This window comes from Planococcus sp. S3-L1, from assembly GCF_030063085.1.
GTDB lineage: Bacteria > Bacillota > Bacilli > Bacillales_A > Planococcaceae > Planococcus > Planococcus kocurii.
In genome coordinates this window covers 1-25,907 of record NZ_JASISN010000011.1, presented here as the reverse complement: position 1 = coordinate 25,907, position 25,907 = coordinate 1, and the positions used below count along the sequence as shown (strand labels likewise).

General features: G+C 37.3%; 28 protein-coding genes and 1 riboswitch. Of the genes, 4 read left to right on the top strand and 24 right to left on the bottom strand.

Features of this window, described 5'->3' with window-relative positions; genetic code table 11:
* Window positions 1-36: 36 nt before the first annotated feature.
* From folD to QMF37_RS11370, 10 genes are all read right to left on the bottom strand, one after another.
* Window positions 37-897: a bifunctional methylenetetrahydrofolate dehydrogenase/methenyltetrahydrofolate cyclohydrolase FolD gene (gene folD, locus QMF37_RS11415; RefSeq protein ID WP_078080357.1), complete on the bottom strand. Its 861-nt coding sequence runs from the start codon at window positions 895-897 to the stop codon at window positions 37-39.
* 14 nt (window positions 898-911) lie between these two features.
* A complete protein-coding gene (gene nusB, locus QMF37_RS11410; protein WP_071154009.1) occupies window positions 912-1,301 on the bottom strand; it encodes a transcription antitermination factor NusB in 390 nt (129 codons plus the stop codon).
* Between the two features lie 178 nt (window positions 1,302-1,479).
* Entirely contained in the window at window positions 1,480-1,875 is a 396-nt protein-coding gene (locus tag QMF37_RS11405; RefSeq protein WP_058385504.1) for an Asp23/Gls24 family envelope stress response protein, read from the bottom strand.
* A 16-nt stretch (window positions 1,876-1,891) separates the two neighbouring features.
* Window positions 1,892-3,241: an acetyl-CoA carboxylase biotin carboxylase subunit gene (gene accC, locus QMF37_RS11400; RefSeq protein WP_078080824.1), complete on the bottom strand. Its 1,350-nt coding sequence runs from the start codon at window positions 3,239-3,241 to the stop codon at window positions 1,892-1,894.
* Between the two features lie 17 nt (window positions 3,242-3,258).
* Entirely contained in the window at window positions 3,259-3,765 is a 507-nt protein-coding gene (gene accB / locus QMF37_RS11395) for an acetyl-CoA carboxylase biotin carboxyl carrier protein (RefSeq protein WP_071154065.1), read from the bottom strand.
* Between the two features lie 127 nt (window positions 3,766-3,892).
* Entirely contained in the window at window positions 3,893-4,453 is a 561-nt protein-coding gene (efp, locus tag QMF37_RS11390; protein ID WP_058385505.1) for an elongation factor P, read from the bottom strand.
* 17 nt (window positions 4,454-4,470) lie between these two features.
* Window positions 4,471-5,532 carry a M24 family metallopeptidase gene (locus tag QMF37_RS11385; RefSeq protein ID WP_211272188.1) on the bottom strand — a complete coding sequence of 354 codons (1,062 nt, stop codon included), beginning with the start codon at window positions 5,530-5,532 and terminating at the stop codon, window positions 4,471-4,473.
* 2 nt (window positions 5,533-5,534) lie between these two features.
* The gene (gene aroQ, locus QMF37_RS11380; protein ID WP_071154008.1) at window positions 5,535-5,975 is read right to left on the bottom strand and encodes a type II 3-dehydroquinate dehydratase; all 441 of its coding nucleotides are present in this window, start codon (window positions 5,973-5,975) and stop codon (window positions 5,535-5,537) included.
* A 183-nt stretch (window positions 5,976-6,158) separates the two neighbouring features.
* On the bottom strand, window positions 6,159-8,720 hold the full coding sequence (locus QMF37_RS11375; RefSeq protein WP_078080356.1) for a vitamin B12-dependent ribonucleotide reductase: 2,562 nt from the start codon (window positions 8,718-8,720) through the stop codon (window positions 6,159-6,161).
* 186 nt (window positions 8,721-8,906) lie between these two features.
* Window positions 8,907-9,686, bottom strand: a complete 780-nt coding sequence (locus QMF37_RS11370) for a lipoate--protein ligase family protein (RefSeq protein ID WP_211272193.1) — start codon at window positions 9,684-9,686, stop codon at window positions 8,907-8,909.
* 156 nt (window positions 9,687-9,842) lie between these two features.
* Between QMF37_RS11370 and QMF37_RS11365 the strand changes: the two genes are divergently transcribed.
* Window positions 9,843-10,226 carry a rhodanese-like domain-containing protein gene (locus QMF37_RS11365; RefSeq protein ID WP_058385509.1) on the top strand — a complete coding sequence of 128 codons (384 nt, stop codon included), beginning with the start codon at window positions 9,843-9,845 and terminating at the stop codon, window positions 10,224-10,226.
* Window positions 10,227-10,415: 189 nt separating this feature from the next.
* Window positions 10,416-10,613: a hypothetical protein gene (locus tag QMF37_RS11360; RefSeq protein ID WP_177167599.1), complete on the top strand. Its 198-nt coding sequence runs from the start codon at window positions 10,416-10,418 to the stop codon at window positions 10,611-10,613.
* Window positions 10,614-10,877: 264 nt separating this feature from the next.
* Here the strand turns inward: QMF37_RS11360 and gcvPB are convergent, their stop codons facing one another.
* From gcvPB to QMF37_RS11295, 13 genes are all read right to left on the bottom strand, one after another.
* Window positions 10,878-12,341, bottom strand: a complete 1,464-nt coding sequence (gcvPB, locus tag QMF37_RS11355; protein ID WP_071154397.1) for an aminomethyl-transferring glycine dehydrogenase subunit GcvPB — start codon at window positions 12,339-12,341, stop codon at window positions 10,878-10,880.
* On the bottom strand, window positions 12,334-13,701 hold the full coding sequence (gcvPA, locus tag QMF37_RS11350) for an aminomethyl-transferring glycine dehydrogenase subunit GcvPA (protein WP_071154396.1): 1,368 nt from the start codon (window positions 13,699-13,701) through the stop codon (window positions 12,334-12,336). Before gcvPA ends, gcvPB begins: the two co-directional genes overlap by 8 nt.
* Window positions 13,702-13,729: 28 nt before the next feature.
* Window positions 13,730-14,830, bottom strand: coding sequence for a glycine cleavage system aminomethyltransferase GcvT (gene gcvT, locus QMF37_RS11345; protein ID WP_071154395.1), 1,101 nt, complete (start codon window positions 14,828-14,830; stop codon window positions 13,730-13,732).
* Window positions 14,831-15,000: 170 nt separating this feature from the next.
* A riboswitch (glycine riboswitch) is annotated at window positions 15,001-15,092 on the bottom strand.
* Window positions 15,093-15,234: 142 nt separating this feature from the next.
* Window positions 15,235-15,747 carry a shikimate kinase gene (locus QMF37_RS11340; RefSeq protein WP_071154394.1) on the bottom strand — a complete coding sequence of 171 codons (513 nt, stop codon included), beginning with the start codon at window positions 15,745-15,747 and terminating at the stop codon, window positions 15,235-15,237.
* Window positions 15,748-15,769: 22 nt separating this feature from the next.
* The gene (locus QMF37_RS11335; protein WP_071154393.1) at window positions 15,770-15,973 is read right to left on the bottom strand and encodes a hypothetical protein; all 204 of its coding nucleotides are present in this window, start codon (window positions 15,971-15,973) and stop codon (window positions 15,770-15,772) included.
* Entirely contained in the window at window positions 15,948-16,391 is a 444-nt protein-coding gene (comGF, locus tag QMF37_RS11330; protein ID WP_071154392.1) for a competence type IV pilus minor pilin ComGF, read from the bottom strand. Before comGF ends, QMF37_RS11335 begins: the two co-directional genes overlap by 26 nt.
* On the bottom strand, window positions 16,379-16,639 hold the full coding sequence (locus tag QMF37_RS11325) for a hypothetical protein (RefSeq protein WP_071154391.1): 261 nt from the start codon (window positions 16,637-16,639) through the stop codon (window positions 16,379-16,381). Before QMF37_RS11325 ends, comGF begins: the two co-directional genes overlap by 13 nt.
* 25 nt (window positions 16,640-16,664) lie before the next feature.
* Window positions 16,665-17,102 carry a competence type IV pilus minor pilin ComGD gene (gene comGD, locus QMF37_RS11320; RefSeq protein WP_256204404.1) on the bottom strand — a complete coding sequence of 146 codons (438 nt, stop codon included), beginning with the start codon at window positions 17,100-17,102 and terminating at the stop codon, window positions 16,665-16,667.
* A complete protein-coding gene (locus tag QMF37_RS11315; RefSeq protein WP_283478375.1) occupies window positions 17,089-17,277 on the bottom strand; it encodes a competence type IV pilus major pilin ComGC in 189 nt (62 codons plus the stop codon). Before QMF37_RS11315 ends, comGD begins: the two co-directional genes overlap by 14 nt.
* 29 nt (window positions 17,278-17,306) lie before the next feature.
* Entirely contained in the window at window positions 17,307-18,443 is a 1,137-nt protein-coding gene (locus QMF37_RS11310; protein WP_283478374.1) for a putative phage abortive infection protein, read from the bottom strand.
* 98 nt (window positions 18,444-18,541) lie between these two features.
* Window positions 18,542-20,215: a recombinase family protein gene (locus tag QMF37_RS11305; RefSeq protein ID WP_283478373.1), complete on the bottom strand. Its 1,674-nt coding sequence runs from the start codon at window positions 20,213-20,215 to the stop codon at window positions 18,542-18,544.
* Between the two features lie 978 nt (window positions 20,216-21,193).
* The gene (locus tag QMF37_RS11300; RefSeq protein ID WP_283478372.1) at window positions 21,194-21,793 is read right to left on the bottom strand and encodes a recombinase family protein; all 600 of its coding nucleotides are present in this window, start codon (window positions 21,791-21,793) and stop codon (window positions 21,194-21,196) included.
* A 239-nt stretch (window positions 21,794-22,032) separates the two neighbouring features.
* Entirely contained in the window at window positions 22,033-22,554 is a 522-nt protein-coding gene (locus QMF37_RS11295; RefSeq protein WP_283478371.1) for a hypothetical protein, read from the bottom strand.
* 460 nt (window positions 22,555-23,014) lie between these two features.
* Here QMF37_RS11295 and QMF37_RS11290 point away from each other — a divergent pair, with 460 nt between their 5' ends.
* The gene (locus tag QMF37_RS11290) at window positions 23,015-23,569 is read left to right on the top strand and encodes a hypothetical protein (protein ID WP_283478370.1); all 555 of its coding nucleotides are present in this window, start codon (window positions 23,015-23,017) and stop codon (window positions 23,567-23,569) included.
* Window positions 23,569-24,339 carry a J domain-containing protein gene (locus QMF37_RS11285; protein WP_283478369.1) on the top strand — a complete coding sequence of 257 codons (771 nt, stop codon included), beginning with the start codon at window positions 23,569-23,571 and terminating at the stop codon, window positions 24,337-24,339. The genes QMF37_RS11290 and QMF37_RS11285 overlap by 1 nt, the downstream gene beginning before the upstream one ends.
* A 251-nt stretch (window positions 24,340-24,590) precedes the next feature.
* Here the strand turns inward: QMF37_RS11285 and QMF37_RS11280 are convergent, their stop codons facing one another.
* Window positions 24,591-25,745: a hypothetical protein gene (locus QMF37_RS11280; protein ID WP_283478368.1), complete on the bottom strand. Its 1,155-nt coding sequence runs from the start codon at window positions 25,743-25,745 to the stop codon at window positions 24,591-24,593.
* Between the last annotated feature and the right edge of the window lie 162 nt (window positions 25,746-25,907).

Here is a 25,907-nt window from a genome sequence, read left to right as displayed (position 1 = left end):
AACAGCCCTATTGCTCTTTATTTTACATGCTTATGCTTATTTTGTCTTTGATAACCCTTTTTCCGCTGACTGTAGTGTATTTCCCATCAGCATCGCAATGGTCATCGGTCCGACACCACCAGGAACTGGAGTTACAAAGCCAGCTGTTTCTTGAACATCTTGAAAGTCAACATCCCCGCACAATTTACCGTTTTCATCTCGGTTCATTCCTACATCAATAATAACTGCATCTGGTTTGATAAATGTGTGATCGATAAACTTGGCTCTACCGATAGCAGCAATCAAAATATCCGCTTGTGCTGTGATGCTCGCTAGATCTTTGGTTTTGGAATGGCAGTAAGTCACAGTCGCATCTTTTTGAAGCAATAGCTGACCAATTGGCTTGCCCACGATATTGCTACGTCCAATTACAACTGCATGCTTGCCAGCTGGATCAATATTGTAATGAGCTAGTAGCTCCATTATGCCGTGCGGTGTACACGGTAGGAAAGCTTCTTTACCAATCATCATATTACCGACCGAAATTGGGTGGAAGCCATCGACATCTTTTTCTGGACTAATTGCTGAAATAACTTTAAATTCATCAATTTGTTTTGGCAAGGGCAGTTGGACAAGAATGCCGTGAATTTCTGGATTTTGATTTAACTCCTCAATTTTCGTCAGCAGTTCCTGCTCGGTCAATGTATCTGGATATTGATGAAGGTCTGAACGCATACCAAGTGCTTCACACGTTTTTTTCTTGTTTTTTACATATGTAAGAGAGGCGGCGTTTTCTCCCACCAATATAACGGCAAGTCCTGGGATGATGCCTTGCTGTGCCAATTTTTCCACGCGCTCTTTTACCTGGATTTTAACTTTCTGGCTTACCGCTTTTCCATCAATCAATGTTGCAGTCATATTAACTCCTCCAATTAATTTGCTGTTTCGTCTGTAAATTTCGAAAGAACGCCGTTAACAAAGCGGCTCGATTTATCGTCTCCAAAAGTTTTGCACAGTTCAATCGCTTCGTTCATGATGACACGTGCAGGTGCATCTTCCATGTGGTCTAGTTCAAAGATTGCCATGCGAAGAATTGTTCGTTCAATTTTTGGTAACCGTTCTAACGACCAATTTTCCAAATGTCCAACTAATTTTTCATCAATTTTTTTCATATTGCTGTAAGTGCCTTGAACTAATAAACTATAGAAGTTATCATTTTCTCCAGCCATTACATGGTCCATAGCCTCATCAATTGTCAGTTCAGTGCCTTCAAGTTGAAATAAGGTCTGAAGCGCTTTTTCGCGTGCTTCGTGTCGTTTCATAATATGTCCGGTCTCCTTTTCACAGCTAATTACCTCTTATTATACAGGTTTTCAGACTGAACTTCCATGTTTGAAATGTTCGGTCAATAGTTCAACACAACAAAATTCTGAGCTTAGCAGACAAAAAAGACGAGGCTGTCCCGAAGCCAATGCTAGCGCTTCAGGACAGCCTCGCTGTCTATTCTGTTGCTTGAGACTCGAAGTTAATGCCTGTAATGTGCACATTCACTTCTTGTGTTTGAAGCGACGTCATATTTTCAAGCGTTTGACGAACCTGCTCTTGAATTTTTAAAGCTGTCTTTGGAATTGATACACCATAGTTAATGACGCAATAAACATCAATCGCTAGTCCTTCTTCAGACAAGTCGGTTTTGATGCCTTTGCCGTGAACTTTCTTGCCTAACCGCTCAACTACATCAGAAGCAAAATTACCACGCATGCTTGCAACACCCTCAATATCTGTCGCTGCAATGCTCGCAATGATCTCCAAAACTTCTGGAGCCACTTCGATGTTACCTAAATTTTGTGCTCCATGAGACTTCATCCGTACATAAGGTGCTGTTTTTTCTGCCATTTGCAAAGCTCCTCCTTTAAGATTCCAATACGTCGTATTTTTCCAGGAATTTCGTATTGAAATCGCCTGATTTGAATACTTCGTGATCCATTAATTTTGAATGGAATGGAATCGTCGTGAACACGCCTTCAATGACAAACTCATCTAACGCGCGTTTCATTTTCGCTACCGCTTCTTCGCGCGTATCAGCAAAAGTAATCAGTTTAGCAACCATGGAATCATAATACGGGGGAATGCTGTATCCCGAGTACATAGCCGAATCTATTCTTACGCCCATACCACCTGGGGGCAGGTACATCTCTACTTTGCCTGCTGAAGGCATAAAGTTTTTCGCTGGGTTTTCCGCATTTATACGGCATTCGATTGACCAGCCCTTAAAAACGACATCTTTTTGTTTATAAGCTAGTTTTTCGCCCGAAGCAACTTTTAATTGCTGTTGAATCAAATCAATTCCTGTAATCATTTCTGTTACTGGATGCTCTACTTGAATGCGTGTGTTCATTTCCATAAAGTAAAATTTCTGGTTAACTGCGTCAAAGATAAATTCAACTGTCCCAGCACCACGGTAATTGACGGCTAAAGCAGCTTTTACTGCAGCATCGCCCATTTCTGCGCGCAACTCAGGAGACAAAGCCGGTGAAGGCGCTTCTTCAACTAATTTTTGCATGCGGCGCTGAATTGAACAGTCACGCTCACCTAAATGAATGGCATTGCCATGTGAGTCCGCTAACACTTGAATTTCAATATGACGGAAATCTTCGATAAATTTCTCGATATAAACGCCTGGATTGCCAAAAGCAGCTGCTGCTTCTTTTTGCGTCATTTTCAGACCTGCAACAAAATCTTCGCGCGTTCGGGCCACACGAATTCCTTTTCCACCACCGCCGGCAGTTGCTTTAATGATGACCGGAAATCCGATTTCATCTGCAATCCGTAAGCCGTCTTCTTCACTAGCTACAATACCAGTGGAACCTGGAACAACAGGGACACCGGCTTTGCGCATCGTTTCACGGGCTACGTCTTTAGTACCCATACGCGAAATAGCGTCGGCTGTTGGACCGATAAACATCATATCGCAAGCTTCGCATAATTCAGCAAAACTCGCGTTTTCAGCTAAAAATCCGTACCCTGGATGAATGCCATCACAATTTGTTAGCTTAGCAACTGACATGATATTTGAAAAGTTCAAATAACTATCTTTTGATAATTTTGGACCGATGCAATAAGCCTCATCTGCAAGTTCCACATGAAGCGCTTCTTTATCTGCTTCTGAATATACTGCGACCGTCTCAATGCCCATCTCTTTACAAGCGCGAATAATCCGGACCGCAATTTCCCCACGGTTTGCAATTAATACTTTTTTCATCGCTATCTCCCCTTTCCTCAGTTTGCTTTCACGAGGAATAAAGGTTGGCCGTATTCGACAAGCTGACCATCTTTTACAAGTATTTCAGCAATTTCCCCATCCACTTCTGCTTCGATTTCGTTGAATAATTTCATCGCTTCAACAATACACACTACTTGATCGGCAGTAACTTTAGATCCTACTTGTACATAAGCCGCTTCCTCTGGAGATGGAGATTCATAGAAAGTACCGACCATTGGTGAAAGAATTTTGTGATACGCTGAATCGCTGCTAGCGGGAATTTCGGGTGTTTCTTGTGATACCAGTCTTTCTGCTTCTGACTCTTTTGTCGGTGCAGATGCACTTGGTGCTTCTACCGCTTTTGGTTGTTGAGGTGTTTGTGCTACTGAGTTAAGCGTTTGTTGAGCAGTGCCCAAACCATTTTTTTTCATTTTCACTTTAACGCCTTCAAATTCGTAAGAGAACTCTTCAATTGATGACCCATCTACCAATTTGATGATTTCGCGGATTTCTTGAATTTTCATATTCATCCTACTCCCCTAATATGTAGTTAATTGATTTCTATTCTATTTTAGACTTTTTCGTTCTATTTTGAAATAGCTAAGCTGACTTTTTAAAAAAAGGCCTCTAGCAATAGAGGCCTTCCGCTTGTTATTGAGCTCTTGATACGTATGACGAGTCTGTCGTGTTGATAATCAAGTGATCGCCCTCGTTGATGAAGAACGGCACTTGAACAGACAAGCCAGTTGACAATTTCGCTGGTTTTGATCCACCGCTTGCCGTATCTCCTTTAATGCCTGGATCCGTTTCAACTACTTCTAGAACAACCGTATTCGGCAATTCAACACCTAATACTTCGCCTTGAAATTGAATAACTTGAACTTCCATATTTTCTTGAAGAAACTTCAATTCGTATTCAATGTTTTTTTCAGGCAATTCAATTTGATCGTATGTTTCCATATCCATAAATGCGTGCATATCACCATTAGCATACAAATACTGCATTTTGCTATTATCGATTTGTGCTTTCGCGACTTTTTCGCCTGCACGGAATGTCTTTTCAGTGACACTTCCAGAACGCAGGTTGCGAAGTTTTGAACGCACAAATGCTGCGCCTTTACCTGGTTTTACATGTTGGAATTCCATAACGCGCCAAATTCCGCCGTCTACTTCAATTGTGACACCTGTCTTAAAATCGTTTACTGAAATCATAGTAGTTCCTCCGTTTGTTATAAAATGCGTAGCTCTTTTGTGGAGTTAGTCAACCGTTCATTTCCTGACTCGGTTATCAGTATATCATCTTCAATGCGCACTCCGCCAATTCCCGGTAGATAAATTCCCGGTTCTACTGTCACAGCCATGTTCGGGTCAAGAATTGTTTCTGATTTAAAAGACAATCCCGGACCTTCGTGAACTTCTAAACCGATGCCATGACCCGTTGAATGGCCGAATGCGTCGCCATAGCCTTTAGATTTAATATAATCTCGTGCGATAGCATCCGCTTCTATCCCACTCATACCTGGACCAATTTTCTCTACACCTAGTTCTTGTGCTTTCAAGACCACATCATAGACTTCCTTCATTTTTTCTGAAGGCTGACCGACTGCAACCGTGCGGGTAATATCTGAAATGTAGCCATTGTATAAAGCACCGAAATCAAGTGTAACCATGTCACCTTTTTCAATAATTTTATCTGTAGCTACGCCATGAGGCAATGCCGAACGAAGTCCAGACGCAACGATAATATCAAAACTTGATGATGTCGCTCCTTGTTTTCTCATGAAAAATTCCAGTTCATTAGAAACTTCAAGTTCTGTCAATCCTGGACGAATAAATCCGCAAATATGCTCAAAAGCATCATCTGCAATTTTAGCAGCTGCTTTTAAAATTGTGATTTCTTCTGGTGTTTTGACCATCCGAATTTTTTCAACCAAATCGCTGACAGGTTGTAATTCTATATCCATCTTGGATTTATACTGCATAGCTGTTGCATAAGTCATATGATCTTGTTCAAAAGCTAGTGTTTGAATAGCTAACGACTTAACCGTTTTGATTGCCTCGTCAGTCAAGTTTTTTTCTGCTTGGACAACAACAAAATCTTCAACTTGATCATTGGCTTGCTCAGTGTAACGAAAATCAGTAATAAAAACCGCCTTTTCCTGTGTCACGATTGCCAGTCCAGCTGTTCCCGTAAATCCAGTAATATAGCGCAAGTTAAAAGAACTGGTAATAAGCAGTGCCTCAATATTTCGGCTGTTCATTTCCGTACGTAGTTTTTGAATTTTCAACATCTTCATCCTCTCTCTTGTTTCAAGATCAATGCTTGTAGTGCTAATTTGTAGACATCCTGACCAAAGCCAACAATTTGTCCGAAAGTAACTGGGGAGATGTATGAATGATGGCGGAACTCCTCACGTTTGTGGACATTTGATATATGTACTTCAATAACAGGGACTTTGATTGCGGCAATCGCATCTCGAATAGCGATGCTCGTATGCGTATAGGCACCAGCGTTCAATACAATTCCTGATAATGCATCGTCTCCTGCTCCGTGAATCCAATCAATCAATTCTCCCTCGTGATTCGACTGCCGACAAATCAATTCAATATGATGTTGGTTAGAAAATTCCACTAATTCTTGTTCTAACTCTTCTAGCGTAAACGTTCCATAAGCTTCTTTCTCTCTCTTGCCCAAACGATTTAAGTTAGGACCGTTCAAGATCAGCACGCGCATTCAACTTTCCCCTCCCCTTTTACATTCTTAATTATTTTAACATATCGGAACAATCGAGCAACTATTTAGAAAAGCTCAAGCACCCGTGTAAGTCCGACGGGCATAAGACAGACCAGCAGAGCGGCGTTTTGGTACAGAATATAAAAAAACGCGGTAGCTTGTTAGCCACCGCGTTCATTATTTTTACAATCCGCATTTAAGTTGAGCGTTACAGTTGGTGCATGTATTGCAGCCACCCATTTCTTCTACTGTTCCTTTTCGGCAAACTGGACATGTATCGCCCACTTCAGAACCGATAGTAACGTTAGTTGAACGGAGATCCTGGATGGTATCGATTAAAACGATCGGACGCTTGCCAGTTTCTTCTGGTTGTTGCTCTTCTTCAAAGTTATTGTCTTCAGCTTTTAATGTTAAAACCTGTGAATCACGGCTGCCATCAACATAGACCGTACCGCCTTTTGCTCCACCTTTATACAAACGCTCATAAACGCCTTCTACTTGTTCTACTGTGTAACCGCGTGGTGCGTTGACAGTTTTTGAGATAGACGAATCAATCCAGCGTTGAATAATGCATTGAACATCAGCATGCGCTTCTGGAGCCAAGTCCATTGACGTTACAAATGCCTTTGGAAGGTTTTCTTCGCTTACTTCAGGATTATTTCTCAAATATTCTCCAACGATATCAGCTTTGACTTCAATAAATTTACCAAGTCGGCCGCTACGGTAGTAAGTAAATGAATAATACGGCTCAAGTCCCGTTGAAACACCAACCATCGTTCCTGTAGACCCTGTTGGCGCAACCGTCAACAGATGTGAATTACGGATACCTTTTTCAAGAATTGCTTCGCGAACATGTTCTGGCATACCTTGCATAAAGCCAGTTTCAGTAAATGCTTTGCGAAGTGCCACTGTCTCTTCGTCCGTCTTACCAACTAGGAAGGGGAAACTACCGCGTTCTGCTGCTAAGTTTGTCGATACTTCATATGCTGCTGTAGCAATAGTTTCGAAGATTTCATCAACAAGTTTATTGCCTTCTGGTGATCCGTATTCTTTATCGCAATAAATTAGCAAATCTGCTAATCCCATAACGCCAAGACCTACACGGCGCTCACCAAGTGCTTGTACTCGGTTTTCTTCGAGGAAGTATGGCGTTGCGTCAATAACATTATCTTGCATGCGGACACCGACGCGAACTGTTTCTTTCAAGCTTTCAAAATCAACCATTTTCGTTTTTGGATCTGCAAATTGCGCCAAATTAACCGCAGCCAAGTTACAAACCGAATAAGGTGCTAACGGCTGTTCCCCACAAGGGTTTGTCGCAACAACTTTTTGACCGTATGCTGCAGCATTGGTTTTTTCATTGGCATTATCAATAAAGAAGATACCTGGTTCAGCTGAATATGTCGCACAAATATTGATCAAGTTCCATAGCTCACGAGCTTTCATCGTACGGTAAACGCGGACACCATGCCCCATACTTTCCCATTCACGAACGTCGCCCACTTCTTGCCATTTCTCATTATAAATCGCCATTTCTTCTTTTGAGTACGACTCGACTGCTGGGAAACGCAAATCAAAATCTGCATCATTTTCGACAGCTGTCATGAAATCACTCGTTAGCGTAACGGAAATATTTGCACCGGTTAAGAATTCTTCATTATGAACAGAGTACGTTCCACCGTCACGTAACTTCGTGTCAGCATCACGCATGATTTTTTCATTAAATCCGCCCATGCCAGGAATTGTGCGGTAGTTCAAAATTCCTTGGAACATCGCTTCTTCTTGGGCTGTTAACGGTTTGAATTTCAATTTATCATGAGCCAGTTTTTTAATCGTCTCATCTTGCGTGTTTTCGATCAAATAACGCAAAATACGAGGGTTTTGCATTTTTGAAATGATAAATTCCGCAATATCTGGATGCCAGTCTGCAAGCATAATCATTTGCGCACCGCGACGTGATCCACCTTGTTCAACAAGATGTGTTAATTTCGCGATATCATCTAACCAAGATACAGAACCTGATGATTTGCCGTTAACTCCACGTGCTAATGTATTCCGTGGACGAAGAGTCGAACCGTTCGTACCAACACCGCCACCGCGGCTCATAATTTCCATCACTTGTTTACGGTGATCCGAAATACCTTCGCGTGAATCCGCAACAAACGGCATTACGTAACAATTGAAATACGTTACATCTGTATCCGCTCCTGCTCCGTAAAGAACACGTCCAGCTGGAATGAATTTCAAGCTAACCAATTGCTGATAAAATTTCTCAAACCATTCTTGACGTTTTTCAGAAGTTGTTTCTACTGAGGCAAGGCCTGTTGCATTGCGTTTCGCAATTTGCTCGTAGTACACTTCCATTGGCTTTTCAATCACGTCGATCGGACGATTGACAATGCCTGCTACTTGTTCTTCTGGATTGTCGATTGCACTTCTGTAATCTTCCTCAATCCAAACTTTCGCTTTGTTCGTAGTTTTATCGATCGAAACGATGTAACCTAGCCCACGAGCTGGGAATTTCGGATCTTCTTTAACAGTTAATACAACAAAATCTCCCGCTTTGAGCGTTTTTTTCTCTGTATCTTTGAAAGAGTAACGATCAATCATAACAAGACGCGAGACACCTTTGTGCGTTAACTTCATATCTGAAGTGATGGCATGTACTTGCGGAAAGGTTTTGATATCTTCGTTTAAAGCTGATGCATTTAATGAATACTGGGATTGTTGTGTGGCGGAAACCATTTGACAATTCCTCCTTTATGTTATATGGAGTCGGATACTATATATAGTATTACTTCGATTCCCATCATACTACATGTTGAAACTCATTTTCAATAACAAGTTTTTTTTATAGAATTCTGTTAGTTTATAAAGCTATATTTACCAAGGTTTCGAGCTTTTAAATTCGGTAAAATGAGCCAAAAGACCTCACACTCGGAAATTCCACTCGTGATTCGCGTATTTTTTTTCCTCTAAAGCCTTGACTTCTGCTAATTGTTGCTCAGTCAACACATAGGGCTCTAAATCGATAAACAAAGCTTGCTCAAACCCTTTTTTAAAGGCAGCAATGCATTCTTCAGCAGTTGCTGGCGTTTTTCGTAGTGAATTAATCGACACTGCTTTTTCAGGTATCTTCATGCGCATGCGCTCTTTTGCTTCTTCACTCGGAAATTTGAAAACAGATAACAGTTTCTCGGTATCCAAATCAATTAAAATCGCACCATGCTGTAGAATAACACCTTTTTGACGTGTTTGTGCACTTCCTGCCACTTTTTTACCTTCGACGACCATCTCATACCAGCTCGGCGTATCAAAACAAACTGCAGATTTTGGTTTTTTTAAGTCAGCGCGCTTTTCAGCTGTATCCGGTACCGAAAAATAAGCATCGAGCCCCAAGTTTTTAAAGCCTTCCAATAACCCTTCGCTCAGTACACGATAAGCTTCTGTAACAGTTTCTGGCATCTGTGGATAATCTTCGCTGACGATGATACTGTATGTAAGTTCATGTTCATGAAGTACACCTCTGCCCCCTGTTGGACGACGCACAAAACCAAGTCCTAATCGATTAACAACATCCATATCAATTTCCTTTTCTACTTTTTGAAAGTAACCAATTGAAAGAGCTGCCGGTTGCCAACCATAAAAACGAATGATCGGCGGAATAAGCCCTTCACTATGCCAAGTCAGCAAGGATTCATCGAGCGCCATATTAAAAGAAGGGGTGCCCGCACCTGAATTTATAAAAACCCATTTCGGATAATTCACAAGATCGCCTCCTATTTCCGATAATTAGTGTAACATTGGCATTGAATATCCGTCATCTCTTCTCTTATAATAAAAGAAGAGTAGAAAGGGGCAAGACCATTGGAATTTTTGTATATTACGATCGCAATACTGTTAGCCATCATCATTTACGCGGTGATTACTTATTTTCGCATTAAAAAAACTGTCACTAACTTGACACAGGAACAGTTTATTGAAGGCTACCGCAAAGCTCAATTAATCGACGTGCGCGAGCCAAAGGATTTTGCAGCAGGTCATATCCTTGGAGCTCGCAATATTCCGCAATCACAATTGCGCCAGCGTTATAAGGAAATTCGCGAAGACAAGCCGGTCTACTTATACGACCAGAACGGAGCTCGCAGCGGACGAGTCGCCATTTTCCTAAAGAAAAAAGGCTATAACCAATTGTTCCAATTGCAAGGCGGATTCAAACAATGGACTGGCAAAATAAAAGCCAAAGTCTAATCATTAAAAAGGCCTTCCACATCGCTGGAAGGCCTTTTTATATTTATTACAGATATTGACGAGGATATGCTGTGAAAGCAGCTCACCCGCCGGCCAGGCAATTATTTAAGGGATTGTACCTTATATAGTCAGAAGCAAAGAAAGGGCTGGCTCCTAAGTCTCTGCCTGTTTTTAAAATCACCTTCAGATATGATGATGATTACGGTGCTAATTGCGACCGCTATTCCAAGCGTTACGAAACAATCATCAGCAGTAGATGAAAAAGGGTGTGAAGCATTTGTGCAGATGCTTCAACAGCAAGTTAAATCCTATCAACTGGACTTAAAGGTGATTTCGACTTTGCCGGATTTTTTAGATGAGATTTCCAAAATGGGCGATTGCTTTTGATGGGACCGAAGGCACTTTCTACGTTGATTTTACATTTGTCACCAATCTACCTCATCAATCTATCTGCAAGTGCTACTTTTTCTTCCATTTTATAGAAATGAACGCTTTTTTTATTTTTAGAGTCAACATGGCTGATGACAATGAAAACGGTTCGACTGGGTGAGACAAAAAGCGGCTGACACACTGTTCTTCAGCAGGAAAAAAGGGTTGTACTCAAAAAGTCGTTTTTCACGACCTTTTAAGACAACTCCTTCTTTTTAAAATTTACTCGACTTTCGTGTAGCGAAGCACGGGATGACGTGCTGCTTTTGTTTCATCTAGACGATTGATCACCGTCGTATGTGGTGCATTTTGAACGATTTCTGGATTTTCTTCTACTTCTTTCGCAATTTGAATCATCGCGTCTATAAAAGCATCCAATGTTTCTTTCGATTCTGTTTCGGTTGGTTCGATCATCATGCCTTCTTCAACATTTAACGGGAAGTAGATTGTTGGTGGGTGATAGCCAAAGTCAAGTAAGCGTTTCGCCATATCTAATGTGCGAACACCCAGTTTCTTTTGACGACGACCACTTAAAACAAATTCATGCTTGCAATGACGGTCGTATGGCAAATCAAAATGCGGCTGCAATCTGCGCATCATGTAGTTGGCATTTAATACCGCGTATTCTGTTACAGCCTTCAGGCCGTCTGGTCCCATAGAACGAATATACGTATAAGCACGCACATTGATTCCGAAATTTCCGTAGAACGGCTTAACACGGCCGATTGAATCTGGACGGTCATAATCGAACGTATAAGCATCGTCTTTTTTCACTAATACTGGTTTTGGTAAGTATGGCAACAAGTCATTTTTCACACCAACTGGGCCAGATCCAGGTCCACCACCACCGTGGGGTCCTGTGAAGGTTTTGTGTAAGTTCAAGTGAACCACGTCAAAGCCCATGTCTCCTGGACGTGCTTTTGACATAACTGCATTCAAGTTAGCGCCGTCATAATAAAGCTTACCGCCGACTTCGTGAATAATAGCTGCCATTTCCAAAATTTGTTCTTCAAACAAGCCAAGCGTATTCGGATTTGTCAGCATCAATGCCGCTGTGTCATCCCCAACAACGCGCTTCAAGTCTTCCAAATCTACGAGACCTTTATCGCTAGATTTTACCGTTACGGTTTCGAATCCGGCAACAGTTGCTGACGCCGGGTTTGTGCCGTGCGCTGAATCTGGAACAATAACTTTTGTGCGTTTAAAATCCCCACGTGCTTCGTGATAAGCCCGAATCATCATTAATCCTGTCCACTCACCATGTGCACCTGCAGCAGGCTGCAAAGTAACTTCATCCATACCCGTAATTTCTTTTAGATGCTCTTGAAGATCAAACATCAACGCAAGAGCACCTTGAACAGTTTTCTCATCTTGTAATGGATGAATATTAGCAAATCCTGGGTAACGAGCGATAGTTTCGTTGATTTTCGGATTGTATTTCATTGTGCAAGATCCTAGTGGATAAAATCCAGAATCCACCCCGTGGTTACGGTTCGATAGCGCTGTATAGTGACGCATAATATCCAGTTCTGACACTTCCGGTAGTTCTGCTGCTTGTGTCCGAATTAAATCGTTCGGTAATAATTCGCTCAAGTCAATTTCAGGTACATCAAGTGTTGGCAAGCTATAACCAACGCGGCCTTCTTTAGTCAGTTCAAAAATTAACGCTTGGTTATCTTTATGCATGAGTAGCCCCCGCTTCCTTCACTTTTGCAGCAATTTCCTGTACGAATGCATCAATCTCTTCTCTAGTTCGTTGTTCTGTAACCGCAACTAGCATATGATCTTGAAATTCATCAAAGCTGAGCCCAAGGTCATAGCCTCCGATCATGCCTTTTTCAAATAAGCGGTCATTTAACTGCTTAACAGGTTCTTCGGTTTTAACCACGACTTCGTTAAAGTGTGCGCCTTCAAATGCAATTTCAAGACCTGCTTTTTTCAATTGTTGTTTCATATAATGTGTCTTTTTAATATTTTGTTTTGCAATTTCTTGCGTCCCCACTTTGCCAAGTGCGGTCATAGCAACAGAAGCCGCTAATGCGTTTAACGCTTGGTTTGAACAAATATTTGATGTCGCTTTATCACGACGAATATGCTGTTCACGTGCCTGCAATGTTAAAACAAAGCCACGACGACCTTCTTCGTCTGTTGTTTCACCGACCAAACGGCCTGGAACTTTACGCATTAATTTTTTTGTTACAGCGAAATAGCCACAATGAGGTCCGCCGTATGCTTCAGGAATACCAAAAGGCTGTGCGTCTCCTACTGTGATATCTGCCCCAAGTTGACCTGGTGAAGTTAATGCACCAAGCGCTAATGGATTTGAAGAAACAGCTAGTAATGCGCCTGATGCGTGAACAATCGGCTCAATTTCTTTCAAGTTTTCAACCTGTCCGAAAAAGTTCGGGTATTGAATCATCACTGTTGCAACGTTTTCATCCATCATTTCTTGTAATGCGTCTAAATCTGTATGACCATCTTTTAATGGAATCTCAATAACTTCGATCGACTGACCAAGAGCATACGTACGGACAACGTCACGTGATTCCGGATGAACTGCACGTGACACAAGGATTTTCTTGCGCTTTGTGTGTCCTGCAGCAAGCATACCCGCTTCGGCAAGCGCTGTACCGCCGTCATACATGGACGAATTAGCAATATCCATGCCCGTCAATTCACTAATCATTGTTTGGAATTCAAAAATAGCTTGTAATTCCCCTTGTGAGATTTCTGGCTGATACGGTGTATATGCTGTATAAAACTCAGAGCGCGAAATAACGTGATCCACAATAATTGGCTTGTAATGGTCATAGACGCCTGCACCTAAAAACGACGCATAGCGGTTCGTATCAGCATTTCGAGCAGCAAGCTGTGCCAATTCTTTCGTTAACGAAGATTCTGATTTGGCGGCCTTAATGTTGTATTCACCTTTAAAGCGCACGTTTTCTGGAATGTCCGAGAATAATTCATCAATTGAGTTGATGCCGATCGTTTCCAGCATTTCTTTTTCGTCTTGAGCCGTCATTGGTAAATAGCGATGTTTCATTGAGCGCTGTCCCCTTTTCAAGTTAAATTTAGTTGGATCGTTTATAAAATGGCGTTTGTACTGTTGTTGCTTTTAGTCGTTTGCCGCGAATTTCAACTTCTAATTCAATTCCGAGTTCAGCATAGTCACTTGAAACTAGCGCTAACCCGATATTCTTCTTAAGTGTTGGCGATTGAGTACCAGTTGTCACTTCACCAATTTTTTGATCTCCTGCATATACCGTATAGCCATGACGCGGAATGCCTTTGTCAATCATTTCAATACCTACTAATTTACGTGGCACTCCTGCTTCTTTTTGAACAGTCAATGCTTTTTTACCAATAAAATCTTGCTCTTTTTTCAATTTCACAACAAAATTAATACCGGCTTCTAGTGGCGTTATGTCTTTAGTCAATTCTTGGCCGTATAAAGCAAGGCAGGCTTCAAAGCGCAATGTATCACGTGCACCAAGACCTACAGGCACAATACCTTCTGGTTCACCTTCAGACAAAATTTCATCCCAAAGAACAAGTAGAGATTCGGGAGCTGCGTATAGTTCAAAACCATTTTCGCCCGTGTAACCAGTGCGCGACAAAATCACTTGTTGTCCCGCAACTTCAATATCTTGTTTAAAGCGGAAAGGTTTAATGGCTGAAAGATTTTCTTCTGTTAAACGCTGAAGTACCTTTTCAGCTAAAGGACCTTGCAGAGCCAATAAACCATAGCGTTCAGAGGCATTATCCAATATAACGTCACCCGTTTTCGCTTTTTCCATCCATTCAAAATCCTTCTCTATATTAGAGGCATTCACAACCAATAAATAATGTTGATCTGCTAACTTATAAATTAGCAAGTCATCTACTGTGCCACCGTCTTCGTAACACATTGCTGTATATTGCGCTTGCCCATCTTGAATTTTAGAGACATCATTTGTGACAAGGTGTTGAAGATAGTCTAAACTATCTGCTCCTGTGACAAAAATTTCACCCATATGTGACACATCAAAAAGACCTACTTTTGTTCTAACTGCTTCATGTTCTTCTTTAATGCTCGAAAATTGCACGGGCAGTTCCCAACCGCCAAAATCAATTGTTTTGCCACCATATTTCGAATACGTTTCAAACAGAGGTGTACGCTTTAACTGTGCCAATGATTTTCCTCCTTATTTCTCAACTTCCTATCGGCCAGTTCCAAGAGACATCTGGGCACGAAAAAAGGACAGAGATTTCCCTATAAAGGGAAATCTCTGTCCTGGAACCTGAAAGTTTACCGTAATGGCTTTCCTCGTTGGTAGCTGACATGCAGCATTCTCCAGAGATGCGTCCTGTCCGAGTCTTTTTGCCTGAGAGATTCATAACTTCTGTTATTTGCTCCTTCGGCGACGCTTCCGCGTTCTCTCCTCGTACAATCATCCGCCCAAATCAAAATTGATTGGTCCAAACCGTTATACAGAATAGTATAACTTTGAATATATCCTAACATTGATCGTCAGAAAGCGCAATCTTTTTTCTTTAATAGGACAAAAGGCGAATGATTTGATTAATTAAAATCAAATCATTCGCCTTTTAAACGTTTTACTTGAAAAGAAGCGTATTGTGTAATTTGTCGTAACGTTCGAAATTCGGTACGAATCGTGATATGCGCCGTCTGCTTATAATCACGATAGCGGGCTTTATGCAATTCCTCAATTTCTTCGCGAGTCGATTGGCGGACAATCGGACGGTTCGGATCCCTATGAATACGCCGCCAAATTTCCCGAAACGGCGCATCTAAAAACAATACCAAGCCTGTGTTTCTCATGATTTTTTGATTAGCTTTTCGCATGGTGACGCCACCACCTGTAGAGATGATGCAATGATCATTTTTAAAATTTTGCAAAAATTGCGTTTCTAGTTCCCGAAAATATTCTTCGCCATGCTCTTCAAAGATTTCCGGAATCGTTTTGCCTGTCTGACGAACAATTTCCTTGTCCATGTCATAGAAGGGCAGTTTTAGCAGAAAGCTTAGCCTTCTGCCGACCGCGCTTTTTCCGCAGCCCATAAATCCAATCATATATATTCTGTTCATCCTACCCACCCGATACTTACCTCTACTCAGGTATTTTATTTTGCTCAAATTCCTTTAGTAGTTGTATCGTAGCATGTCTATGCGCATTTTCCAAACCATCATACGTTTTATATTGGATGGAATAGAGCGCTAAGGTATGAGATAACAGCAGCAAAGCAAACATGAAAAAGACGATTGCAATTGGATAAACAGCCCCTTTTTCATTTTTTAGGTTGCGTAAAAACATATTCAGCCTCTTCCGTGTTTCCGCTCAAGAATTCGGTCTGAACCTTCAGCTTGTTACCGACCAGCGAAAAGTGACTCTGACGAACACGAGTTAACATCACCTCGTGACCTTTTCTATTTTTTTGTTTGCGAATCATATCCGTGTAGAGTTCAATGTCAAATTCCTCCCCCATTTGGGCAATACGAATCCCACTGCCTCCATTGATAATTTCAATCGAGTCACTACGATTTAAATAACTTTGTAAATCAATCGCGAAAAGCTGCCATTCTGCTCTATGAGGATCCAAGTCTTTCGCAAAACCAATAGCGAAGCCGAAAAACAACACAATTAGCGGCAGCATCAACAGCAATACCAGCAAATCAAAAATAGCTGTCAAAAATGAAAATCCTTTTTCATCTAGCCGAACTAATCGATGCATAGTTGTTCACGCTCTCCTTTATAATCTGCATAATCAACACATAACTGATCCGTTACTTGCCAACTATAGACAATGCCATTAACGACGCGCTGCCCTTGAATTACACCCGTCGAGATTTCTCTTGCTGCTTCATGTAAGGTTTCATAAGCGCTAACGCGTTCTTTTTTTACCTGGAGACTTTGCTGAACCCCTATCATCACTGGAAGTAAACTACCAAAAATGATGAATACGATGGATAGGCTAACCATAGTTTCTGCCCAAGAAACTCCTCTATCATTCAGAAAACACCACTCTCCCTCTTCCAAGATGAACCACCAATGCCTTTTCTCCGCGACTCGTCGCAAAACGGAACGTCCCAGACTGAACGACTGAGCCATTTGAATTGAAATAAATTTCAGTGAGGTTACTCGTTTTCTTCAAAGACACCGACACTGGCATCTTTCTGGACACAACGACCATTTGAAGATCTGTAAATATTTCGTACGTCCCTTTCTCTTCCCTGAAAATAATTTTTGACGTTTTCCCTAAAGAATAACTTTGACTTTGTGCATAATAGATATCTTGTTGAAGAATATCAAAAAATTGTTGTTCTTCTTTTTGAGTAGTGAAAGCCTGGTAGCTTGGAATCAGAATGGAAACAATCGTCATTAAGACAGTAAGCACCAGCAACATTTCTAGTAAAGTAAACCCACGTTCTTTAAGGTTTGGCAGATGTCACCACCCCATCAACTGCAATACTTATCACGTCGCCATTTGGACAATCGGTTTCTCCAGTTTTTAAATAACCTGCTGATACAAGCTGCGGCAAAGTCGGAATTACCTTTAAGTCCATTCGATAAGATTCAACTTGGCCTTGAACCATCTGTAAGTAAGAAGGCAATTGCAACTATTTAACCTATAATTTTAAAAAACACTTCAGCGAGTCGCTGAAGTGTAATTAAGTAGTTGATTAGAGAATATATCTCCATCTGCATAATTCGAAGATCTTAAGACTGCATATTTATTAAAATATTCCTGTACTTCTTTATCCTTAAGAATTTTAGAGTAACACAATAAGATAGAATTTTCTTGATCTGATAGCTGCGAAGCAAAAAATTCGATATATGTTTCCTTATCATCAACCGCTTTAGCTTGATCAACAAACTTTAAAATAGCAAATGTACTTTTTAAATAATTCGATAGTATACCATTATCGTAATTTTTGGTTCTAACTACAGCATCTACTTTATATGTGTTTTCTCCATTGTTCAAAAAAGTTGTTTTGTAATCTTGTATTATTTCATTCTGAGGTATTTCATTCATGAGTAAAGCCATATCCGTGTAATCAGCAAAAAACTCTAGTTGTTGATTAAAAACTTTATGGGGTTCGTGGCTTTCTAAGTCAACTATATTTGATCTTATAGGAATTGGAAAATTACGTTTGTTTTCTTTATAGATAATCTCAATAGTCTTAATAAACTCTAAATAAATACTTTCTTTATTTTCTTTAAATAAAAATTCTGGGACATAATCGTGAAAGTACCTTTTTAGACTTGCAGTCTTGAATTGTGTGTTTATGTTACTAAAATGCTGATTTATCACTTCTCTTCCAGTATATCTTCCATCTTCCATTTTCAAATCATTAATAAGGGTTCCATGCATAGCCACGAGATTAAAAAAAGTATTTTCAAACTGTTGCACTCCAAACATATTATTAGACGTTTCATGTGCTTCCATAGTCTGCGATAATGTTTTGTTCGTTAAACTTAGTTCTTTCATCTGAACTGTTAGATCTTTTCGTTGTATCTCGATTGTGGAAAGAATAAATAGAATACTTGCCAAAAGTAAAAGGCTTCCAGTTGTCCCATTTAAAAAACTACCTATTTCAGCCAATTGGTTAAGCGTCATATTACTAGAATAAAATTTAGATAGGAAGGGAAAGACAATTGGAACAACTAAAGGATATATAAAGGCTAATAAAATTACTATTATACCTGCTATTTTATAATAATCTCGCTTATCTTTTTCTGTTGCTCCATCTTCGCTCTTTTGTTCCGAAATTCGTTTGGGCAAATTTCTCACTCCAATCTCTTCTTTTAAAATCAGCATTAAAGTTAAAGTCTAACAAAATAAATCTCTCTGAACACTCTTCTAAAAAAGTGATCTTTTGATTAACTTTTTCCATTTAACTCTTCCCAGTATTCTCTAGCAGACTTATGGTTCCTTCTGAAGCTTGCTGTAAATGGTTTAAATGGAATAGCTAAATTAATTGGAGACATTGGAAAAAGCTTATTATATAAATCTACTTCTTCCTCAAATGAAGGAATTGCAAATCGAAAGCCTAATTCATAATCACCGATTTCAATTCTATGAAGTAACTTCAATTTATCTTCTACTATTATAGACTTAGAAGTCGATAGAAGTTCAATCATCATTTTTTTCTCTTCTACTCTGTCTAAAATATATTCTATAGATTCTATATTAAGCTTTCCAAATTGCTGATTAAGTTCAGTAATTTGATTTTCTCTATCCTCAACTTTCTTTACGAGCCTAGCATGCATTTTGTCCGTATCTTTAAGGAAAGCAAATTTATCTGATATCGTTTCTATTTCGTCTTCTAATACATCGATCTGCTTTCTTATATCAAGCTTAGTATTAGCCAATTTCAGTTTTTGATTAGCCAAAAGATTGAGCAACTCTTTATAATAGAAAGAATCCCCCATAGCATTAGATAAATACTTTAAATCTACCTCCGCTAAACTGTTATTTAAATTCTGAATTGAAATTCCTCTAACCCTACAACCAAGTCCCTTTCTTCTGTTCTGGCAGATGTAGTTTGTTTTACCGCCAAAACCCTGATGCCTGACAAATCTGCTTCCACAATTGCTACAAAACAGTTTCTCATTATAAATATCATTTCTAGCTGGCTTTCTGCCAACCTTTTTATTCTTGTTCACTCGCTTTTCTCTAATTAAATTAGCTTCTTCATACTGTTCAATTGTTATAATTGGTTCTACCGCATTAGGAATTTCAATATACTGATCGACACTATTTTTACTCCTTTGCGTATCTGTTACATTTTGTTTATAGCTTTTTCCAACTATAGCCGTTCCAGTATAAATTCGGTTATGAATTATACGAGTTACTTTATCATCAGTCCAAAGTTTACCTGTTTGACTTAAAACACCTTTAATATTCAACTCTTGAGAAATGATTGAACCACCAACATCTAGATAACGTTCAAAAACGTATTTTACTGTTTCTGCTTGTTCTTTATGAATTACAATCTCATTTTTTTCATTTCTAGTATATCCATATGGAACTCTTGCGGGAGCATACTTCCCTTTTTCAGCGTTATGTCTTTTTGAGAACTTGATCCTCTTACTCATGTTGGAACTTTCTGTTTGTGCAATTGTAAAAAGCAACCCTGTTCTAAAATCCCAGTCTTCAGCATCAGTAGTAAAACCGCTATTTTCAAAAATTACATAAACACCATTTCTTCTAAGAAGTCCTACTACACTGATTCCTATTTCAGTAGAACGTGAAAAACGTGTAGCATCTTTTACAAGAATATAATCAAATTTCGGTTTTCTTTTACTCACTCTAAAAATGTCAGTTCCTAGATCATTACGTTCATAATCCAATCCAGCATCTAACAACATTTCTTTAAATTTAATACGTCTAGCATTCGTACCTGTTAACCCTTCATCCGCATATATATTAATTAAGTCATAACCTCTTGAATTACAGTAATCAATGTATCTTTCTTCTTGATTAGCAATAGATTTCTTTTGTTCTTCCTTATTTGTAGATACCCTCGTGTACAAGACTACTTTTTTGCTCAATATGCTATTCCCTCCCCATTTATCAATAAGTGCTTTACACCTATTATAACAATAAAAAGCAACCGTTTCCGATTGCTTAAGACTTAGTTTTTCTTCATCTCTGCATTTAATTCCATTTGCTCATAATTCCTCAATTTCAAAAACTAAAATTATCAATAAATCAAAAGTCTATGCTTTCTATTTATATTCTCAGTTTTCCCAATCGTATTTACTTTAATTTTAGTGTGTTTCTATGCCAGGTATGCCCCTATCAGCTTGAAAAAACTGTTTAGTATCGCTTTCTACCCCTCCCCATATAAAACCCTCCTACTTTCAACACATGATCAATCCCAACAAATAAAAAAATTAAAAAAGAAGCTCTAAATTAATAGAACCTCTCAAAAACTCAATATTCTTCAATATGTAAAAATATAGGACATTCCTAAACCCCCTTGTACAAAGGCTTTAACGCATGTCGATACTCCAAAAAAAACTTTGATTTTAACTATTTCCTTACGAATAAATCTAGAATTCGGAGGGAATTTAAATTATCTCTACTATTATACTACTGCAAGTTTACGTTACCTTTCATTCTACAAGAAGAATTAAGCTATAAGTCATTCTTAAATTTTTTAACATTCTAAAGAACAATGGTTAAAGGACTTTTAAAAATTTGCTTCTTACAATTATTAAATTGACAATTTCTTAAATCGCTAGACTGTTATCTGTTTTAGATGGAGTGGATAATTAAAAATTTAATCTATATTTGAATAGATCACACATAGAAGCGGTTAATATAAGATATAAAAGAAATATCTTAAGCTATTTGAATCTAACTACTATTGCCGATTCAATTTTGAAATTCTAAAATTCTAAACTCAAATACCAAAAGACCAATACTGAATACCACTAATAACATATAAAAACTATAGGCTTAGTAAGTAATTTCATTGATAAATAAAATAGGAGCGGTCAGTTGACTGCTCCTTTACTTTGCTACTATCCTTTAATGTCATGTTTCTTTAATTCAATATAGAAAGTTGCTTTAGGTATTCCATTTAATTTTAAGATATCAGATACACTCATCTTATTTTCTTCTCTGTTTTTGTATTGCTCTAAGGCTTTCTGCATTGATTTTTTAGAGAAGCTTGCCTTCCTTCCCATATGTTTACCTTGTGCTTTTGCTCTTACTCTTCCTTCCGTTGTCCGTTCAACTATCAAATCTCTCTCAAATTGTGCGAACGAACCTAATATATTAAATAATAATGTACCTAAACTGTTAGATTGACCAATAGCTTCGAATAACATGTTTTCTTTTAGAAACTTTATGTTGATACCTCTATCTTTTAGTTGATCTACAATCTGATTTAAATCGAATATAGAACGTGCAAGCCGATCAATCTTAGTTATCACTAATGTATCTCCATCTCTTAAATAATCTAAGCATTCCTTCAATGCTGCTCTTTCCTTTGTGCTAGTACCCGTTAACTTCTCATGAAATATTTTAGTTGCTCCCGCTTCTTCTAACAACGCCTTTTGTGTTTCTAATCCATTTTCTTGACTAGTTGTCGATACTCTTGCATATCCTATAAGTGACATCATATCCGCTCCTGTCTATAAGTTAATTATCTTCTATACTTTATATTATAGACCAACTTATAGACTTTTTGTAGCATATGTTTCGAGTTATATTTGATACTTTTTTTGTTAGTATTTAAGTTGAAACTTCTGGACACAATCTAATTGAAGTTTGTTGTGTAACTTAAATATATTATATTTCTTATAATTTTTATGTATAAAAAAAGAGGACTATTACAGTCCTCTGAAAATACCTTCCTTTAATTTAAGTTAGTGAATACAGTGATCCTCTCACCATTCTCATAGAATTCATATTTTAAATCTACTCCGTACATCTTAGCAATTCCATCAAAGTTAAATACAATACCTCTTGCAAAACTTCTCCCTGCCCCATCAGGATTGTCATAAACTCCAACAGTAGTCCAATCATAAGAACCTTCAGTATATATTTTTAGAGTTTTTTCATCCTCAATTTCTTCTATTTCATACTTCATTACATCAACAGCATTTCCATCAGGCCTATTCGAATCGTCCATTCGTTTAATTATATTTCCAACCTCTTTAAGTAGCGCTTGTTTAACTTCTGGTGTTAACTGCTCTTTATCTTCATTAGAACCGCTTAAATTTTTTATTGCCTTCTCTAGTTGTGCTATTTTTTGTGTATGTTCTTCAACAACATGCGCCAAGCCTTCTTTACCTTTAGCAAACACACTAGGATTTAGAATTGTAAAAGCTAATATAAAAATTATTAATATCCATAAAACTTTTTTCACCTTCAACATAATATTACCTCCCTTTTAAAAGTAATGTTATCACACTTTATAGAAAATTCTGAATTAAATTTAAAAGCATACAATTCTTTATGTATTTAGAAAAGTTTCAAATGCTTATTTATAAAGATTTTATATAAAAGCATTCGATATCAGTCTCGATGCAATGCGAGTAAAGGCTGTATTATACTACCTTTATAAATACCAATTAAATATTGTAAAATATTAGTTTTCAGATTTAAGGCAGCTTAAAGCACCTTATATAAAGGATTTCATAAACATTAAATTATTCAATTGAAAATCTAACGAAATCGTTTCGTTATATAACAGGAAGTAAAATATTTACCTGTTCTTCCCTTTATCCAACAAATAATCAATAATAAATTTTTTTATTCTGATTATTTTTGTTTTATAAATCTAATTTCTGTTAAAATTATGTATAAATGTAAAGTGAATTTAAGGAGGAAGTTGAATGATTTCTAACGAAGAAGCTGTTGCAGCTATGATTAGGAGCTATGAACTTATCAACAAAGAAGAATCTATACTTACGATAGTTTTAAAAGGGCAATTAATAATTGAAACCGAAATTGAAAGATTAATTAGTACTGTATACTTTGACTCATCAGTTTTCGATCTAAACAGAATGCAATACCCTCAGAAATTGGATTTGCTTGTAGCTATCGGTATATTTACAAAAGATGAAATAGCACCATATAGAGAATTCAATAAAATCAGACGAAAATATGCACATGACTTGATGTATGAATTAAAAAAAGAGGATTTAAACAAAGTAGTAGATTCATTATCAAGAAAACATATGGTTTTCTTTGGCAGTGAAAAATTATCGTTAATAGAAGATCCACACATACTTTTAAAAAGTTTACTCCTACCACTGTTATTTATGATTATTCTTCAAAACTCACAAGATAAAGTTTTTGATAAAAAACCACATGAACCAATGCTAATATCTGAAATGGAATATTATAAACAGATGGTATTGAGTAAAGAAAGACGGGAGCATGAATAGTGAGATTTGTTGACTATTACGATGTATTGCAAATAAGTCCAACAGCTAGTCCAGAAATTATTAAAGTGGCATACAGGCAGTTAAGTAAAATGTATCATCCTGATTTATCCAATGTGGATGATAAAAAATTTATTTTAATTAAAGAGGCATATGAAGTTTTATCTGATACTTATAGAAGAACTGAATACGATGAGATACGAATGCGTAATCTTAGAAAGGAAAACTTACATTATAAAGAAAAATTAGTAAATAAACCTAGAAGTGATTTCTCAAATTTCAATCCTACAGGAATAAAGAAACCACTATCGCATAATAGATGGTATATTGTAGGAATTTCTTTCTTAATAATATGCATGTTTTTTGTGTTCATATTTATTATCGAAAGTTCTGTAAGTGATTCTACTTATATAGATGAAGATGGTGCTACTTCTGAAATTTACGATATTTCTTTACCTAAAGAAGAATACTCAAAATTAAAAACAAATGAACACATTTTAGAACATGGAGAGGCATTCTTTGATATTTACAACGGAACAAATCTTACCATTACAAGTATTACTATTGAAATCAATGTGAAGAATAATGACGGCATCATTATTGATACAAGACAACTTCAAAAGGATGTAAATATTGATCCTCTAAGTGTAGAAACCGAAATTAATATTACAACTGGTATTGAAGGATTGCCAGCTATTGGAGAAAATGATTTACGAATCCAACCTAAATATATTTCATGGTCATATATAGAAGTTCTCGGAGATAAGTTTTAATAACTAAATTTTATCGAATCCTTTGTTTAGAATCGAATATCAAAAAAAGGTTTTTGTATTAAGTAAATTTAGACTCAGATTTACTAAATTAGAAAGGAATATAAAATGAAATCAGACAGTAAAGAATTTAAGCTTAAAATTGATTTAAAACTTTCTGAATATCATTACAATACTGTCAGGAAGAATCTTTCACGAATATTTAAGAAAAAGTCACATCATTTAGATGTGACTTAAAGGATTAATGAATTTTGTCAATTTAATACTAGTGTAATTATTATTCCTACAACGGTAGATATTAATGTAAGTAACCCTACATGTAAAATTATTGAGTCATTCTGAGCACTGTATAAGGTTTTCATATATTCATAATACTCTTCATAAATTTTAGTGTATTTTTGAGTAATTAAATCTCCAGTAAAAAACTCTTTTTCTTCAATCTCTCCACTCCATCGAACTTCCCACTTTTTCTTTTCAGAACCATCGTTTAGTGGTTTAAAATTGCTGTCTCTTAAAGCCCTTAGTTTATTTACTAACCAAAGATAATCTTTTTTCTTAACTATTTTGTAGTTTCCTAAAAGATATTTAGTTACTTTCTTATTTAACTCAGTATTTTCTATCTCATTGAATAAATAGTAATAGAACTCATTCCCGAAATATTGAAAGAAATCTAAAAATGGAATGTCTGGTATATTTTTATTGCTAAAAAATTGATAGAGAGTATTTTTTTCTATAATGTCAACTAGGATATAATAATCATTTTCTTTATTATACATTGATAACATTAAAAATGGATTTTTAAATTCTTCTTCTTTATTTCCGTCTTTTTTATAATTACAAGTATAGCCCAATGGTAATTTATAAGTTTTACCAAAATTCGAATATAATTTTTTAACAATAAAACCTTGAAAAATGTCTCTTAAATAGTCTCGTTCTATTTGATGTATATAACTGGGAGTTGTGTGTTTAATTTTACTATTATCATATTGTGAAGTGAAATCTGTAAAATAAGTGTTACTTATATTGTCATATATAAACTTCCTTCGTTCTGACTTTTCAATTGCTTTTATAAAACTAAACTTATATTCAATGGCAACTGTTTGATTGGTAATTTGGGTATATTTGATTTCAAGCTTTTTAAAATAAAAATGTTTTTTGAAATTTATACGTGCTAGAATACCACCGCCAGTATGATTTATTTCTAGTCTAAAATATTGCAAATCTTTCATTTTTTTTCTTCGGAGATAAATTTCTTTTTCGTAATCGTCATATTTTAATAAATGCAATGATTCTACTAATTTGTTTAACTCTTTATTATTTAATACATCATATACAGTGACACTCCAAATAAACTCTCTATCTTCACTATAATCAGGTTCAGTAGTATCCTTTAACTCAGAATCATACACAAATTTCTTATAGTCTTTAATAGATTTAATATAACTGAATCAATTTCATAAATCGCCCTTTTAAAAAAGTGTAGACGGTTTTTCGGACCATTTTTCCTGTTTTTAAAATTTAAGCGGCTGCTAAAGTACGGTTTCTAGCGACTTTCAAACGATCGCTCGCCA

What these genes read in the sequence shown, in the direction of transcription:
- folD (WP_078080357.1), bottom strand. Translation starts at nt 897, where the DNA reads ATGACTGCAACATTGATTGATGGAAAAGCGGTAAGCCAGAAAGTTAAA.
- nusB (WP_071154009.1), bottom strand. Translation starts at nt 1,301, where the DNA reads ATGAAACGACACGAAGCACGCGAAAAAGCGCTTCAGACCTTATTTCAA.
- QMF37_RS11405 (WP_058385504.1), bottom strand. Translation starts at nt 1,875, where the DNA reads ATGGCAGAAAAAACAGCACCTTATGTACGGATGAAGTCTCATGGAGCA.
- accC (WP_078080824.1), bottom strand. Translation starts at nt 3,241, where the DNA reads ATGAAAAAAGTATTAATTGCAAACCGTGGGGAAATTGCGGTCCGGATT.
- accB (WP_071154065.1), bottom strand. Translation starts at nt 3,765, where the DNA reads ATGAAAATTCAAGAAATCCGCGAAATCATCAAATTGGTAGATGGGTCA.
- efp (WP_058385505.1), bottom strand. Translation starts at nt 4,453, where the DNA reads ATGATTTCAGTAAACGATTTTAAGACAGGTGTCACAATTGAAGTAGAC.
- QMF37_RS11385 (WP_211272188.1), bottom strand. Translation starts at nt 5,532, where the DNA reads ATGTTGAAAATTCAAAAACTACGTACGGAAATGAACAGCCGAAATATT.
- aroQ (WP_071154008.1), bottom strand. Translation starts at nt 5,975, where the DNA reads ATGCGCGTGCTGATCTTGAACGGTCCTAACTTAAATCGTTTGGGCAAG.
- QMF37_RS11375 (WP_078080356.1), bottom strand. Translation starts at nt 8,720, where the DNA reads ATGGTTTCCGCCACACAACAATCCCAGTATTCATTAAATGCATCAGCT.
- QMF37_RS11370 (WP_211272193.1), bottom strand. Translation starts at nt 9,686, where the DNA reads ATGGCGCTCGATGAATCCTTGCTGACTTGGCATAGTGAAGGGCTTATT.
- QMF37_RS11360 (WP_177167599.1), top strand. Translation starts at nt 10,416, where the DNA reads ATGATGATGATTACGGTGCTAATTGCGACCGCTATTCCAAGCGTTACG.
- gcvPB (WP_071154397.1), bottom strand. Translation starts at nt 12,341, where the DNA reads ATGCATAAAGATAACCAAGCGTTAATTTTTGAACTGACTAAAGAAGGC.
- gcvPA (WP_071154396.1), bottom strand. Translation starts at nt 13,701, where the DNA reads ATGAAACATCGCTATTTACCAATGACGGCTCAAGACGAAAAAGAAATG.
- QMF37_RS11340 (WP_071154394.1), bottom strand. Translation starts at nt 15,747, where the DNA reads ATGAACAGAATATATATGATTGGATTTATGGGCTGCGGAAAAAGCGCG.
- QMF37_RS11335 (WP_071154393.1), bottom strand. Translation starts at nt 15,973, where the DNA reads ATGTTTTTACGCAACCTAAAAAATGAAAAAGGGGCTGTTTATCCAATT.
- comGF (WP_071154392.1), bottom strand. Translation starts at nt 16,391, where the DNA reads ATGCATCGATTAGTTCGGCTAGATGAAAAAGGATTTTCATTTTTGACA.
- QMF37_RS11325 (WP_071154391.1), bottom strand. Translation starts at nt 16,639, where the DNA reads ATGGTTAGCCTATCCATCGTATTCATCATTTTTGGTAGTTTACTTCCA.
- QMF37_RS11300 (WP_283478372.1), bottom strand. Translation starts at nt 21,793, where the DNA reads ATGTCACTTATAGGATATGCAAGAGTATCGACAACTAGTCAAGAAAAT.
- QMF37_RS11295 (WP_283478371.1), bottom strand. Translation starts at nt 22,554, where the DNA reads ATGTTGAAGGTGAAAAAAGTTTTATGGATATTAATAATTTTTATATTA.
- QMF37_RS11290 (WP_283478370.1), top strand. Translation starts at nt 23,015, where the DNA reads ATGATTTCTAACGAAGAAGCTGTTGCAGCTATGATTAGGAGCTATGAA.